The following is a 13,696-nucleotide window of genomic DNA, read 5'->3' on the forward strand; positions in this document are numbered from 1 at the left end:
GTCAGGCGTCCCGTCTACCGGCCAGCTCCTTATTGATAAACAGGGCCACCATCGTGCAGACCGCGCCGGACAGCAGATAGGCGCCGGATGCCGCCAGCCCGAACCGGATCGACAGGACCAGCGCCACAAGCGGCGCGAATCCCGCGCCGAACAGCCAGGCCAGATCCGACGTCAGCGCAGAACCGGTATAGCGTGTCGCGCTGGAGAAGTTGGAGGCGACCACGCCCGACGACTGGCCGAACGACAACCCCAGCAACATGAAGCCCAGCACCATGAACGCGACCTCACCCAGGTCGCCGCCGTTGAGCAGCAAAGGCGCAGCGACGCTGAAAAGCGCGATTCCCACCGCTGAATAGGCCAGCAACGAACGACGGCCGATCATGTCGGCGACAAAGCCCGACACAATGATCGCCAGCACGCCGACGGTGGCCCCGATCATCTCGATCACCAGGAAACGCTCCAGCGGCTGCTCGGTGAACAGGGCGATCCAGGACAGCGGAAACACCGTAACCATGTGGAACAGGGCAAAGCTCGCCAACGGGGCAAAGGCGCCCAGCACGATATTGCGCCCTTCGCTCTTCACGGTCGGCAATACGAGCGAGGGTTGCAGTTCGCGCGATTCGAACAGACGCTCAAACTCATGCGTCACGACGATCCGCAGTCGCGCGAACAGCGCCACGACGTTGATCGCGAACGCCACGAAGAAGGGATAGCGCCAGCCCCAATCGAAGAAATCGGCAGTCGACAGCGTGGACAGGAAATAGGCGAACAAAGCGCTGGCCACCAGCAGCGCCAGCGGCGCGCCGAGTTGCGGCATCATCGCATACCAGCCGCGCTTGCTCTGCGGGGCATTGAGCGAAAGCAGCGAGGCAAGACCGTCCCAGGTGCCGCCCAGCGCCACGCCCTGTCCACAACGGAACAGCGCCAGCAGCACGGCGGCGGCATGACCAAGCGTCTCATAGCCGGGCAGGAAGGCGATGGCCGCAGTCGATCCACCCAGCAGGAACAAGGCGATGGTGAGCTTCACCCCCCGGCCATAGCGCCGGTCGACCGCCATGAAGATCAGCGAACCGATCGGCCGGGTCAGAAAGGCGAGCGCGAAGATGGCAAAGGAATAGAGCGTTCCCGTCACTGGATCGACATAGGGAAAGATCAGGCGTGGGAAGACGATGACAGAGGCGATCGCATAGACGAAGAAATCGAAAAACTCCGATGTCCGGCCAATGATCACGCCAATCGCGATCTCACCGGGCACGACCCGTTTGTCGCGCGCGGTGACGCCGCGCGCGTCCTGCTCCATCTGCGTCGAGGTGGGGCGAGCAGACCCGGTCCCGCCGGTCGGCGTGCTGGTCGCGGATGTCATCGGGCCTATTGCTCCTTATCTGGTGGCCTCGCCGCCCCGATGAGCCTTATGGCTCAAACGCGGCACGAATGGGAACGATCCGGGCGCCCTTTTCATTGCGACCGACGACTCCCGATTGTCCTTATGCCCCCAATGCCCCTTTTTGCTGCGACGCGGGATAGGACAAAAGGTCCAATGTCGATCGCGTTGACCGCGGCCTAAAGCGGACGCCATGACAGACCGTCGTTCCTTGCCGTATCGCCTTTTCGCGCCACTGGCGCTGCTGCCGTTGTCGGCCTGCAACTGGATCGTAATGAACCCGGCAGGCGATGTTGCGGTGCAGCAGCGCGATCTGATTCTCGTCTCAACCCTATTGATGCTGCTCATCATCCTGCCGGTGATGGCGCTGATAGTGTTTTTTGCCTGGCGCTACCGGGCCAATGCGAAACGGGACGACTATGATCCCGACTGGGATCATTCGACCAGCCTTGAACTGCTGATCTGGTCCGCGCCGCTGCTTATCATCATCTGGCTGGGCGCGATCACCTGGACCAGCACGCATTTGCTCGACCCCTATCGCCCACTCGAACGGATCGACGCGCAGCGCAAGGTAACGCCCAACACGCGCCCCTTGCAGGTCGAAGTGGTGGCGATGGACTGGAAATGGCTGTTCATCTACCCCGAATTGGGCATTGCGACGGTCAACGAACTGGCCGCGCCGGTCGATCGGCCGATCCAGTTCAAGCTGACCTCCTCGACGATGATGAACAGCTTCTACGTGCCTGCTTTGGCTGGCCAGATCTATGCGATGCCGGGAATGCAGACCGTGCTGCATGCCGTCGCCAACCGGCCCGGCAATTATGAGGGCTTTTCCGCCAATTATTCGGGCGCCGGCTTCTCTGGCATGCGCTTTCGCTTCCATGCGCTCGATCAGGCCGGTTTCGACCAGTGGATCGCGAAGGTGAAGGCCAACAAGACGGCCCTTGATAGCGCAGCCTATGTCCGGCTCGAACAGCCCAGCGAAAAGGTCAAGCCCCTCTATTTCGGACAGGTCCAGCCCAAGCTGTTCCACGCCGCGCTCAACATGTGCGTCCAGCCGGGCAAGCGCTGCATGGACGAAGTGATGATGGTCGACGCCCATGGCGGCGCGGGCAAGGAATCGGCGCATGACACCGAAGGGCTACGCCATGATGGCACGATCGATGTGGGCGGCTTCCATCCGGTCGAGCCGGGCAAGAAGGGTGAAATCGCCCAGCCCGCGGGCCTGACTCCCGCCGCGACACGCACGCCTGCCGTCCAGGGCAAGCAAGCCCCCGACCAGAAGGACCATGAAGGTCATTCCGGTCATGATGGGATGTAGGACCATGCCCCGCCCCGCTCTTTCCCCCTTCACTTTCGCCTAGAGGCAGCCAGCCCATGTCCCCCCATCCCGCATCCGAAAATAGCGGCTTCTGGAAGCTGATCTTCGGCCGCCTCGACTGGAGCGCGATCCCCCTTCACGAACCGATCCTGCTCGGCACCTTCATGATGGTGATGATTGGCGGCATCGCCGTCGTCGCGCTGATCACGAAGTTCCGCCTCTGGGGCTATCTGTGGACAGAATGGTTCACCACCGTCGATCACAAGCGCATCGGCATCATGTACATGATCCTGGGCCTTATCATGTTCCTGCGCGGCTTTGCCGACGCGATCATGATGCGGCTTCAGCAGGCGATGGCCTTCAACGGGTCTGAGGGCTATCTCAACGCCCATCATTACGACCAGATTTTCACCGCCCATGGCGTCATCATGATCTTCTTCGTGGCGATGCCGATGATCACGGGAATCATGAACTATATCGTCCCGCTCCAGATCGGCGCACGCGATGTGTCCTTCCCCTTCCTCAACAATTTCAGCTTCTGGATGACCACTGCGGGTGCGGTGATCGTCATGATGTCGCTGTTCGTGGGTGAGTTCGCGCGGACGGGCTGGCTTGCCTATCCGCCGCTCTCGGGCATCGCCTATAGTCCCGGCGTCGGCATGGATTATTATATCTGGGGCCTTCAGGTCGCGGGCATCGGCACGCTCTTATCGGGCGTCAATCTGGTGGCGACCATAGTCAAGATGCGCGCGCCGGGCATGTCGATGATGAAGATGCCGGTCTTCACCTGGACTTCGCTGTGCGCCAACGTGCTGATCGTCGCCGCTTTCCCGGTGCTGACTGCCGTTCTCGCCCTGATGAGCCTCGACCGCTATGTCGGTACCGCCTTCTTCACCAATGATTTTGGCGGCAATCCGATGATGTACGTCAACCTCATCTGGATATGGGGCCACCCGGAGGTTTACATCCTCATCCTGCCGCTGTTTGGCGTCTTTTCCGAAGTCACCTCGACCTTCTCGGGCAAGCGGCTCTTTGGCTATAGCTCGATGGTCTATGCGACGGTGGTCATCACGATCCTGTCCTATCTCGTCTGGCTACATCACTTCTTCACCATGGGGTCGGGGGCCAGCGTCAACAGTTTCTTCGGCATCACGACGATGGTTATTTCCATCCCGACGGGCGCGAAGATTTTCAACTGGCTGTTCACCATGTATCGCGGTCGCATCCGGTTCGAGCTGCCGATGATGTGGACCATCGCCTTCATGCTGACCTTCGTCGTCGGCGGCATGACCGGCGTGTTGCTGGCCGTCCCCCCCGCCGATTTCGTGCTACACAACTCGCTGTTCCTGATCGCGCATTTCCACAATGTCATCATCGGCGGTGTCCTGTTCGGCCTGTTCGCGGCGATCAACTATTGGTGGCCCAAAGCCTTCGGGTTCAAGCTGGACACCGTCTGGGGCAAGCGCAGCTTCTGGCTGTGGGTCGTGGGTTTCTGGATGGCCTTCATGCCGCTCTATATATTGGGCCTGATGGGCGTTACCCGCCGGATGCGCGTGTTCGACGACTCAAGCCTTCAGATCTGGTTCCAGATCGCGGCCTTTGGCGCGGTCATGATCGCTGCGGGCATTGCCTGCATGCTCATCCAGTTCGCGGTCAGCATCAAGAACCGCGAAACGCTGAAGGACGTGACCGGCGATCCGTGGGACGGCCGCACGCTGGAATGGGCGACATCCTCGCCCCCGCCAGACTATAACTTCGCCTTCACGCCCGTCATCCATGACAATGACGCCTGGGCAGACATGAAGAAGCGCGGTTACCAGCGCCCGACGGACGGCTATGAGGCTATTCACATGCCCAGCAATACCGGCGCTGGGATCATATTGGCGGGTCTGTCCATCGCCTTCTCGGTCGGCATGATCTGGTACATGTGGTGGCTCGCGGGTCTGAGCTTCGTCGGCATCCTCGCCGTGGCGATCGGCCACACTTTCAACTATAAGCGCGATTTCCACATCCCCGCCGATGTCGTGACGCGCACCGAGGGCGAGCGCACCCATAGCCTCGCGGCGCAGGGGTAAGCGGCATGGCAACTATCGTTCCCAACAAGGCTTTCCTCGACCAGGACGGCAATCCGCTCTTCCATCTGGAACATGAGCCGCATCATCCCGAAGGCTCCAGCACCTCGCTGGGCTTCTGGATTTACCTGATGAGCGACTGCCTCATCTTCGCCTGCCTGTTCGCCACCTATGCGGTGCTGGGCGGCAACTATGCGGCTGGGCCGGGTCCGCGCGACCTGTTCGACCTGCCGCTGGTGGCGGTGAATACCGGCATGCTGCTCTTTTCCTCCATCACCTACGGCTTTGCCATGCTGGCGATGGAAAAGGGCAGGATCGGATCGACGCAGGGCTGGCTGGCCGTCACCGGTCTGTTCGGCCTCGCCTTCCTTGGCATCGAACTCTACGAATTCGCGCACCTGATCCATGAAGGCGCGACGCCGCAGCGATCCGCCTTCCTCTCGTCCTTCTTCACGCTGGTCGGCACCCATGGCCTGCACGTCACCTTCGGCATCATCTGGCTGGTCGTCCTGATGATACAGGTCGGACAAAAGGGCCTGATCCCCGCCAACAAACGCCGCCTGATGTGCCTGTCGATGTTCTGGCACTTCCTCGACGTCATCTGGATCGGCGTCTTCACCTTTGTCTATCTGATGGGAATGCTGCGATGAGCGAACCCGCCCACCCCCATACCGGTCATGACGACCATCACGATGCCGGCGCCCACGGTACGATGGGCAGCTACATGATCGGTTTCGGCCTGTCGGTACTGCTGACGGCCATTCCCTTCTGGCTGGTGATGAGCGGCGTGCTGGGCAATGCGCAGGCCACCGGCATCATCATCATGGGCTTTGCCGTGGTCCAGATATTGGTCCACATGGTCTTCTTCCTGCACATGAACACGCGGGCAGAAGGAGGATGGTCGATGATGGCGCTGATCTTCACCATCGTGCTGGTGGTCATCACCCTGTCCGGCTCCATGTGGGTCATGTATCATATGAACCATAATATGATGCCTGTCAGCGCGCATGACATGAGCCAGATGCCGTGAACACTTCCATGCCGGGGAGCCAAAAAAAACGCTTCCCGGTTCTCGCGCTTGTCGCCCTGTTGCTGGTCGCGGGACTGGTGGCACTGGGCGTCTGGCAAGTGCAACGCCTGGCATGGAAGCGCGACCTGATCGCCCGCATCGAAGCCCGCGTCCACGCCCCGCCCGCCCCCTTTCCCACGGACTGGTCCAGTGCCGACCGGAGCCGCGACGAATATCGCCGCGTCACCCTGTCCGGTCATTTCCTCAACGACCGCGCGACGCTGGTTCAGGCAGCAACGGTACGCGGCAGTGGCTTCTGGGTGATGACCCCGCTCGCAACGGATGGCGGAACCGTCCTCATCAATCGCGGCTTCATACCCGCTCGCGCCGCCGTCTATGCCAAGCCCGAGGGGGTTGTCCGCATAACCGGCCTGCTCCGCATGACCGAGCCGGGCGGCGGCTTCCTGCGGAGCAACGACGCCGCCGCCAACCGCTGGTATTCACGCGACGTCACCGCCATCGCCCGCGCCCTGCCTGCTCCCGTCGCACCCTGGTTCGTGGATGCCGGGCAATCGGGCGGTCCCGACGCCCTGCCCGTGGGTAGCCTGACCGTCATCCGCTTCCCCAACAATCATCTGGTCTATGCCATCACCTGGTTTACGCTGGCGGCAATGGTCGCCGGAGCCTACATCTTCGTGATGCGCGTGCAGAAACAGCCCCGCCCATGATCGGCACCACCGCCCGGACGGCGCGGCGCTGGCTGATGCGCGAATGGCCCGCCAACGCTGCGGGTCGCCGCAACATGCTGCTTCTCATGCAACTGCGCTGGATCGCCGCCGGGGGACAGGTCGCGACCATATTGATCGTGCATTTTGCGATGGGCATCGCCCTGCCGCTCATTCCCATGCTGGTCGCCCCGGTCGTTGCTACGCTGGTCAACCTTGCCAGCATGGCAGTGCTGCGCAGGCGCACCGACATCGCCCATGCCGAACTGTTCGTGGCGCTCCTGTTCGACGTTTTCTGCCTTACGGTGCAACTCTATCTCAGCGGCGGGGCAACCAACCCCTTCGTCTCGCTCTATCTGCTTCAGGTCGTGCTGGGCGCGATCCTGCTCGACCGGCGCAGCGCCTGGGGCATCGTCGCCATCTCTGCCGCCTGCGCCGCCTTGCTATCGAAGGCCTATCACCCCCTCATCCTGCCGCCCAAGCTGGCGGGCCGATTGTTCGACCTGCATATTGCGGGCACCTGGGTCTGCTTCACAATGATCGCCACCCTGCTGGTGCTGTTCATCGCCCGCATCAATCGTAACCTGCGCGCACGCGAAGCCTATCTGGCTGACCTGCGGCAACAGGCGGCGGAGGAAGAACATATCGTCCGCATGGGCCTGCTCGCGTCAGGGGCTGCGCATGAATTGGGCACGCCGCTCGCCTCGCTCGCAGTCATCCTCAACGACTGGCAGCATATGCCGCATATCGCCGCCGATGCCGACCTGTCCGCCGAGGTGAAGGAAATGCAGGCGGAGGTTGGTCGCTGCAAGGCCATCGTCACCGGCATTTTGCTGTCTTCCGGCGAAGCACGCGGCGAAGCCCCCGAAGTGACCAGCGTCCACCACTTTATTGACAGCATTGCCGAGGCGTGGCGAGCCATCCACCCCGGCACGCCGCTGCAATGCCAGTTCGGCCCGCACGACTATCCGCGCATCGTCGCCGACCCGGTCATCCGGCAGGCGGTCACCAACCTGCTCGACAATGCGGTGGAGGCTGGGGCAAATCATGTCGATCTGATCGTCGGATGCGACAATGTCATGCTCAACATCGCCGTGCGCGACGATGGCCATGGCTTCTCCGACACGATGCTGGCCGAGTTCGGCAAGCCCTATCGCTCGACCAAGGGCAATCAGGGCCGGGGATTGGGCCTATTCCTGGTCGTCAACGTGGTACGCAAGCTGGGCGGCGATGTATCGGCCAGCAATGCGCCTGACGGCGGCGCGCTGATCCTGCTGCGCCTGCCGCTCGCAACGCTCGCCTATGAGGAGCGCAACTGATGAACCAGCCAGCCCAAGATCGCCTGCTGGTCATCGTCGAGGATGACGAAGCCTTTGCCCGCACCCTCAAACGCTCGTTCGAGCGGCGCGGCTATACCGTCCTGCTCGCCGACAGCCAGCCGGCGTTGAACGCGTTGCTGGAGACGCATCGTCCCGGCTTTGCGGTGGTCGACCTGAAGCTGGGGACGACATCGGGCCTCGCCTGCGTCGAAATGCTCCACGCCCACGACCCGGCCATGCAGATCGTCGTCCTCACCGGCTTTGCCAGCATTGCGACTGCGGTGGAGGCGATCAAGCTAGGCGCGTCCCACTATCTCGCCAAGCCGTCCAACACCGACGATATCGAGGCGGCCTTCGCCAAGGCCAGAGGCGACGCCACCGCGCCGCTCGCCGATCGGACGACATCCATCAAAACACTGGAATGGGAACGCATCCACGAGATGCTGGCGGAAACCGACTTCAACATCTCCGAAACCGCGCGCAGATTGGGCATGCACCGCAGGACGCTCGCACGGAAACTGGGCAAGCGCCAGGTTAGCTAAGAGTGGCTTAGCTGACCGCCGCCTCCAATATGCGGATTGTGCCCGCCGTAGCGTCGATTTCCGCAAGGGTACCGACCGGCAGGCTGAACTGATTGGCGACATGGCCGAACATCGCGCCCTGATAAGCGGGCACGCCCAGCGGCGCCAGATGCTGCTCCAGAACCTGCGACAGGGTGAAGCCGCCATAGGATGGCCCCGGACTGCTACACCCCGTGCACTGACCAAACACCACGCCCGCCACCTTGCCCAGCACGCCTGCCAGCGCCAACTGGGTCAGCATCCGGTCGATCCGATATTCCGCCTCACTCACATCCTCGATGAACAGGATCGCGCCGTCGAAATCAGGCAGATAGGCCGTACCCATCAGCGCGCACAGCACGCTCAGATTGCCGCCCAGCAGCTTCCCCCGCGCCTTGCCCGGATGGAAAGTCCGAACCCGCCCAATCCGCGGCACCAGCCGATCCTCCATCCCCACCGGATTGCTGTAGAGCGGGGTCGCAGCATCAAAAGTCAGCGCGCGAAACCCTTCCCAGGAAAACTTGCCCCAGCTACTCGCTGCATTGGGACCATGGATGGTCGTGAACCCTGCCCGCGCGGCAAAGGCCAGATGGAGCGCGGTAATATCGCTGAACCCGATCAGCAGCTTGGGATTGGCGCGAATCGTTTTCCAGTCGAGATAGGGCAATATCCGCGCGCAACCCCATCCGCCGCGTACCGCGAACACAGCCTTTACATCAGGGTCGGCGTACATGGCGTTGAGATCCGCAGCGCGGTCGGCATCCGTCCCCGCCAGATAGCCATGCCGATCCGCCAGATGCGCCGCCGCCTTGGGCACCAGCCCCATCGCCCGGATCGTTTCCTCGACCAGCGCCAGATCAAAACTGTCGTCGGTAAATCCCGCCGGTTCGACCAGCCCTACCGTATCGCCCGGATGCAGGCGTGGCGGCTTGCGGCGAGCGGACAGTGCGGCCTGCACGCCCAAAGGCAAGGTCAGCGCGAAGGCGGCGCTGGCAGCGGCCAACGATTGGAACATATGGCGTCGGTTCAGCATCGCGCCATCCTGCCCATCGCTTTCAGCCCGTCAATAGGCGCTACCGTCCTTGCGTCGATAGCTCCCACCGGACAAATGCAGGTCGACATCGGAATAATGGCAATCGCTGGCCGAGGGCCGACCGATCGCCAGGAACACGCAATCACCATCGCTTTCATTGACCAACTGGTGCCCGTTGGGATCGCCCTTAGGAAAAGCGGCCATATCTCCAGCCCGCATCTTCACCCGGCCGTCCTCTTCGATCAGCACGGCCTCCCCCACCAGCATGACGACCAGTTCGTCCTCATCCTCATGCCAATGCCGCTGGGATGAGGACGCACCGGGCTTCAGCACGACATGGCTGGCGCCGAAATCGGTAAGGCCCACGGCTTTCCCGACCCGCCGAACCCATCGCCCTGCAACAGCAGCGGCAAGATCGCCCGGATAGCCGGTGGCGTTCGTCTGCGGGATCGCATCCAGATCGAGTTTCGGCATGAGGCCTCCTCCTGCTGGTCAAGGAACATCGCATTCGCTAACGCACACCCATGACTCTGACCAGCACCAATGCCGACCCGGTGGCCCTTGCCACACGCCTGATGGCCTGCCCCTCCGTCACCCCCGCGCGGGGCGAGGTTTTCGCGGTGCTGGAAGCCATGCTGAAGCCGTTGGGCTTCACCGTCGATCGCTTCATTTCAGGCGAAGCGCCCGACGGTCCCGTCGAAAACCTGCTGGCGCATCGCACCACAGGGCCGGGGCCGCATTTCGCCTTTGCCGGGCATCTGGACGTGGTGCCGCCCGGTGGCGGCTGGACCAGTGAGCCATTCATGCCCGAAGTCCGTGGCGACCTGCTCTATGGGCGCGGCGCGGTGGATATGAAGGGGTCGATCGCCTGCTTCGTCGCCGCGTTGGCCAACCTGCCCAACGACCTCCCCGGCACGATCAGCCTGATCATCACCGGCGACGAGGAAGGCCCGGCCGTCCACGGCACGCTGGCACTGATGGAGCAGATGAAGGCGCGCGAATTGTGGCCCGACCTGTGCCTCGTCGGTGAGCCGACCTCGGTCCAGCGGCTGGGCGACATGGTGAAGATCGGGCGGCGTGGTTCAGTCAATATGTGGATCAGGGTGGAAGGCGCGCAAGGCCATGTCGCCTATCCCCACCTTGCCGACAACCCAATCCCGCGCCTCATCCGCATCCTCTCCGCCATCGACGCGGAGGTGCTGGACGAAGGCACTGACTGGTTCCAGCCGAGCAACATCGAAGTCACCGATCTGGAGGTCGGCAACCCCGCCCACAATGTCATTCCCGCCGCCGCCACGGCGCGCATCTCGATCCGCTTCAACGACCGGCATAGCGGCGCATCGCTGATCGAGCGGATCAGCGCCATCGCCGCGCAAGATGGCGGCACGGTGACGGCGAAAATCAGTGGCGAACCCTTCCTGACCGAACCCGGCGCCTTCTCTACCCTGATCTCCACCGCGATCCAGGAGGCGACCGGCGTCACGCCCGACCTCTCCACCACCGGCGGCACCTCCGATGCCCGCTTCCTCGCAAAGCTCTGCCCCGTGGTCGAGTTCGGCCTGACCAATGCGACGATGCACAAGCTGGACGAAGCGGTGGCGATCGCCGACCTGCATCAACTTACCACCATCTATGGCATAATCGTCGAGCGGGCGTTGAAAGGCGGCTGACACGAACGGGTCTATACCCTAAATTAGCGCCATGTCCCTGACCGCCCTCATCCTCCTTTTCCTTGCCACCGTCGCGGGCATGGAGGGCTTTGCCTATGCGATGCACCGCTGGGTCATGCATGGGCCGGGCTGGTTTCTCCACGCCAGCCATCACCGCCCCCGCACCGGCAACTGGGAATGGAACGACCTTTATTTCGTAATCTTCGCCATGCCCTCGATCCTGCTGCTGCTGGGCGGCGTGCAACTGGGCTGGGGCGATTGGGCAACGGTGGTGGGCGCGGGCATTGCTACCTATGGCGCCATCTATCTGGGCTTCCACGACATCATCGTCCATCGTCGGGTCGGGCACCGCTATGTGCCGCGCTCCACCTATATGAAGCGGATCGTCCAGGCGCACCGGCTGCATCATGCTGTGACAAGCAAGCATGGCACGGTCAGCTTCGGCTTTCTGGTCGCCCCCCGGCCAGACGTGCTGAAAGCGCAATTGGCGCGGCAGGATGAGGCCGTGCTGCGCCGGTCCGCCGCCGCCGATCAGAAGGCCGATGCCTGAACTGCCTCTGTTCGTCCTTGGTAAGCCCCCATTCTTCCCCTATGGAAAGCGCAAACATTCTATGGGGACGTCCACTTGATCCTGACCCTCGCCGCAGCCGCTGCGACCAGCCACATCCAGTTCAATGACCTCGGCCTCAGCCCGGTCGCGCTGGATTTGGGTTTCTTCACGCTAAAATGGTACAGTCTGGCCTATCTGGCCGGCATCATGGTGGGCTATTGGTATCTGCTGAAGCTGATCGCTCAACCCGGATCACCGATGGCGCGGCGCCATGCCGACGACATGATCTTTTACGCCACGCTCGGCATCATCATCGGCGGGCGGCTGGCCTATGTGCTGTTCTACCAGCCGGACATCCTCCAGAATCCGCTCGATATCTTCAAGCTGTGGAATGGCGGCATGTCCTTCCATGGCGGCGTCATCGGCGTGTCGCTGGGCGTCCTTTATCTGGCGCGCAAGGAGGGACTGTCCTGGTTGCGAGTGCATGATTATGTCGCCTGCTGCGTGCCCTTCGGCCTGTTCTTCGGCCGCCTCGCCAATTTCGTGAATGGCGAATTGTGGGGCAAGGAAAGCGATGTGCCATGGGCGATGGTCTTCCCTACCGGCGGCGCCTTCGCCCGTCATCCCAGTCAGCTTTACGAAGCCGCGCTGGAGGGCGTTCTGTTGTTCCTGATCCTCGCCTTTGCCTTCTGGAAGACCAACGCCCGCTATCAACCGGGCAAGCTCGTCGGCATTTTCCTGCTGGGCTATGGCTCTTTCCGGTTCTTCGTCGAATATTTCCGCGAAGCCGATGCCCAGTTGATGGAGTTCGCCGCACGCACCGGCCTGCATATGGGCCAGTGGCTGTGCGTCCCGATGATATTGGGCGGCCTCTATTTGATCGCAACGGCCAAGGGGCGCCGCGTCCGGGTGGAACCGGTCGCGGGGAGCGCCAGTGTCAGCTAAAGCCGGGTCGGGCGACGCATTGCCGCTGCCGGAGCGGCTGAAGCGGCAGATCGAATCGGGTGGCCCGATTTCCATCGCCCATTATATGGCTGAAGCGAACGGCCAATATTACGGCACTCGCGACCCGCTGGGGCAGGATGGCGATTTCACTACCGCACCCGAGATCAGCCAGATGTTCGGCGAATTGGTGGGCCTGTGTCTTGCCGATATGTGGATGCGGTCGGGCCGACGCCCTGCCCCGCTCTATGTCGAACTGGGGCCGGGGCGCGGCACGCTGGCGGTCGATGCGCTGCGCGCGATGGAGGGGGCGGCGCTCGCCCCCCGCGTTCATTTCGTGGAGACGAGTCCGTCCCTGCGCGGACGGCAAAAGGCGCTACTGCCCCACGTCACCCACCATGACACGATCGACAGCCTGCCCGAAGAAGGGCCGCTGCTGGTTATCGCCAACGAATTTTTCGACGCACTGCCGATCCGCCAACTGGTCCGCACCGGACAGGAATGGCGCGAACGGGTGATAATCGCCCAGACGGACGAGGCCGACGGTACGATCCGTTTTCTGCCGATGCCGGGCTATCGGCAGGTGGAAGCGGGAATTCCCGACATGGCCGCAGATGCGCCGCAGGGCGCGGTATTGGAAACGCCGCCTGCGGGGGCTGCCATCGCCTTCATGCTGGCCAAGCGGATCGCGAAACAGGGCGGCTGCGCGATCATCATCGACTATGGCTATGAAGGCCCCGCAATCGGCGACACGCTGCAAGCGGTGCGCGGCCACCGTTTCGCCGATCCCTTCATGGAGCCGGGCGAAAGCGACCTGACCGCGCATGTCGATTTCACTGTTTTGGGCAATATGGCGCGACAGGCCGACCTCAAAGTGCTGGGGCCGGTTGGGCAAGGTCCGTTTCTTCAGGCACTGGGCATCGACGTTCGCGCCGCGCAACTGGCGCAGACTTCGCCGGAGCGGGCGGAGGAGATAGAGAGTGCGCGGGCGCGGCTGACCCAGGCGGAACAGATGGGAACCTTGTTCAAGGCGATGGCGATCGTCCATCCCGACTGGGCCGAACCGGCGGGATTCTAAAAACCTCCCGCGCGGTTCATCGCATCGAGGAGAATC

Annotated in this window: 14 protein-coding genes; 11 read left to right on the forward strand and 3 right to left on the reverse strand. The window is 62.7% G+C overall.

Going from position 1 to position 13,696, the window contains the following annotated elements; translation table 11 throughout:
- Position 1: 1 nt before the first annotated feature.
- Positions 2-1,363: an MFS transporter gene (locus WFR25_RS19910; protein ID WP_419723173.1), complete on the reverse strand. Its 1,362-nt coding sequence runs from the start codon at positions 1,361-1,363 to the stop codon at positions 2-4.
- Between the two features lie 211 nt (positions 1,364-1,574).
- Between WFR25_RS19910 and cyoA the strand changes: the two genes are divergently transcribed.
- The 7 genes from cyoA to WFR25_RS19945 are packed head-to-tail and all read left to right on the forward strand — an operon-like array spanning position 1,575 to position 8,369.
- Positions 1,575-2,702, forward strand: a complete 1,128-nt coding sequence (gene cyoA / locus WFR25_RS19915; protein WP_336973075.1) for a ubiquinol oxidase subunit II — start codon at positions 1,575-1,577, stop codon at positions 2,700-2,702.
- A gap of 56 nt (positions 2,703-2,758) precedes the next feature.
- Positions 2,759-4,777, forward strand: a complete 2,019-nt coding sequence (gene cyoB / locus WFR25_RS19920) for a cytochrome o ubiquinol oxidase subunit I (RefSeq protein ID WP_336973077.1) — start codon at positions 2,759-2,761, stop codon at positions 4,775-4,777.
- Positions 4,778-4,782: 5 nt separating this feature from the next.
- Entirely contained in the window at positions 4,783-5,424 is a 642-nt protein-coding gene (gene cyoC / locus WFR25_RS19925; RefSeq protein WP_336973079.1) for a cytochrome o ubiquinol oxidase subunit III, read from the forward strand.
- Positions 5,421-5,804: a cytochrome o ubiquinol oxidase subunit IV gene (gene cyoD / locus WFR25_RS19930; protein ID WP_336973080.1), complete on the forward strand. Its 384-nt coding sequence runs from the start codon at positions 5,421-5,423 to the stop codon at positions 5,802-5,804. The genes cyoC and cyoD overlap by 4 nt, the downstream gene beginning before the upstream one ends.
- A gap of 8 nt (positions 5,805-5,812) precedes the next feature.
- Positions 5,813-6,511: an SURF1 family protein gene (locus WFR25_RS19935; protein WP_336974981.1), complete on the forward strand. Its 699-nt coding sequence runs from the start codon at positions 5,813-5,815 to the stop codon at positions 6,509-6,511.
- Complete coding sequence (locus WFR25_RS19940; RefSeq protein WP_336973082.1) at positions 6,508-7,827, forward strand: ATP-binding protein; 1,320 nt, start codon at positions 6,508-6,510, stop codon at positions 7,825-7,827. The genes WFR25_RS19935 and WFR25_RS19940 overlap by 4 nt, the downstream gene beginning before the upstream one ends.
- A complete protein-coding gene (locus tag WFR25_RS19945; protein WP_336973085.1) occupies positions 7,827-8,369 on the forward strand; it encodes a response regulator transcription factor in 543 nt (180 codons plus the stop codon). The genes WFR25_RS19940 and WFR25_RS19945 overlap by 1 nt, the downstream gene beginning before the upstream one ends.
- Before the next feature lie 7 nt (positions 8,370-8,376).
- Here WFR25_RS19945 and WFR25_RS19950 read toward each other — a convergent pair whose 3' ends face one another.
- A complete protein-coding gene (locus tag WFR25_RS19950; RefSeq protein WP_336973087.1) occupies positions 8,377-9,420 on the reverse strand; it encodes a S66 peptidase family protein in 1,044 nt (347 codons plus the stop codon).
- Between the two features lie 30 nt (positions 9,421-9,450).
- Positions 9,451-9,894, reverse strand: coding sequence for a cupin domain-containing protein (locus tag WFR25_RS19955; RefSeq protein ID WP_336973088.1), 444 nt, complete (start codon positions 9,892-9,894; stop codon positions 9,451-9,453).
- Positions 9,895-9,944: 50 nt separating this feature from the next.
- On the opposite strand from WFR25_RS19955, the gene dapE reads away from it, so the two are divergent.
- From dapE to WFR25_RS19975, 4 genes are all read left to right on the forward strand, one after another.
- Complete coding sequence (gene dapE / locus WFR25_RS19960) at positions 9,945-11,090, forward strand: succinyl-diaminopimelate desuccinylase (RefSeq protein ID WP_336973090.1); 1,146 nt, start codon at positions 9,945-9,947, stop codon at positions 11,088-11,090.
- Positions 11,091-11,121: 31 nt separating this feature from the next.
- Positions 11,122-11,640 (forward strand): sterol desaturase family protein, encoded by a 519-nt coding sequence (locus tag WFR25_RS19965; protein WP_336973093.1) that lies wholly within the window; start codon positions 11,122-11,124, stop codon positions 11,638-11,640.
- Positions 11,641-11,715: 75 nt separating this feature from the next.
- Positions 11,716-12,585, forward strand: coding sequence for a prolipoprotein diacylglyceryl transferase (gene lgt, locus WFR25_RS19970; RefSeq protein WP_336973095.1), 870 nt, complete (start codon positions 11,716-11,718; stop codon positions 12,583-12,585).
- Positions 12,575-13,660, forward strand: coding sequence for a class I SAM-dependent methyltransferase (locus WFR25_RS19975; protein WP_419723174.1), 1,086 nt, complete (start codon positions 12,575-12,577; stop codon positions 13,658-13,660). The genes lgt and WFR25_RS19975 overlap by 11 nt, the downstream gene beginning before the upstream one ends.
- The last annotated feature ends 36 nt before the right edge of the window (positions 13,661-13,696 follow it).

The sequence above is a fragment of the Sphingobium aromaticiconvertens genome (assembly GCF_037154075.1).
In the GTDB taxonomy this organism is placed as follows: domain Bacteria; phylum Pseudomonadota; class Alphaproteobacteria; order Sphingomonadales; family Sphingomonadaceae; genus Sphingobium; species Sphingobium aromaticiconvertens.

What these genes read in the sequence shown, in the direction of transcription:
- WFR25_RS19910 (WP_419723173.1), bottom strand. Translation starts at nt 1,363, where the DNA reads ATGACATCCGCGACCAGCACGCCGACCGGCGGGACCGGGTCTGCTCGC.
- cyoA (WP_336973075.1), top strand. Translation starts at nt 1,575, where the DNA reads ATGACAGACCGTCGTTCCTTGCCGTATCGCCTTTTCGCGCCACTGGCG.
- cyoB (WP_336973077.1), top strand. Translation starts at nt 2,759, where the DNA reads ATGTCCCCCCATCCCGCATCCGAAAATAGCGGCTTCTGGAAGCTGATC.
- cyoC (WP_336973079.1), top strand. Translation starts at nt 4,783, where the DNA reads ATGGCAACTATCGTTCCCAACAAGGCTTTCCTCGACCAGGACGGCAAT.
- cyoD (WP_336973080.1), top strand. Translation starts at nt 5,421, where the DNA reads ATGAGCGAACCCGCCCACCCCCATACCGGTCATGACGACCATCACGAT.
- WFR25_RS19935 (WP_336974981.1), top strand. Translation starts at nt 5,813, where the DNA reads ATGCCGGGGAGCCAAAAAAAACGCTTCCCGGTTCTCGCGCTTGTCGCC.
- WFR25_RS19940 (WP_336973082.1), top strand. Translation starts at nt 6,508, where the DNA reads ATGATCGGCACCACCGCCCGGACGGCGCGGCGCTGGCTGATGCGCGAA.
- WFR25_RS19945 (WP_336973085.1), top strand. Translation starts at nt 7,827, where the DNA reads ATGAACCAGCCAGCCCAAGATCGCCTGCTGGTCATCGTCGAGGATGAC.
- WFR25_RS19950 (WP_336973087.1), bottom strand. Translation starts at nt 9,420, where the DNA reads ATGCTGAACCGACGCCATATGTTCCAATCGTTGGCCGCTGCCAGCGCC.
- WFR25_RS19955 (WP_336973088.1), bottom strand. Translation starts at nt 9,894, where the DNA reads ATGCCGAAACTCGATCTGGATGCGATCCCGCAGACGAACGCCACCGGC.
- dapE (WP_336973090.1), top strand. Translation starts at nt 9,945, where the DNA reads ATGACTCTGACCAGCACCAATGCCGACCCGGTGGCCCTTGCCACACGC.
- WFR25_RS19965 (WP_336973093.1), top strand. Translation starts at nt 11,122, where the DNA reads ATGTCCCTGACCGCCCTCATCCTCCTTTTCCTTGCCACCGTCGCGGGC.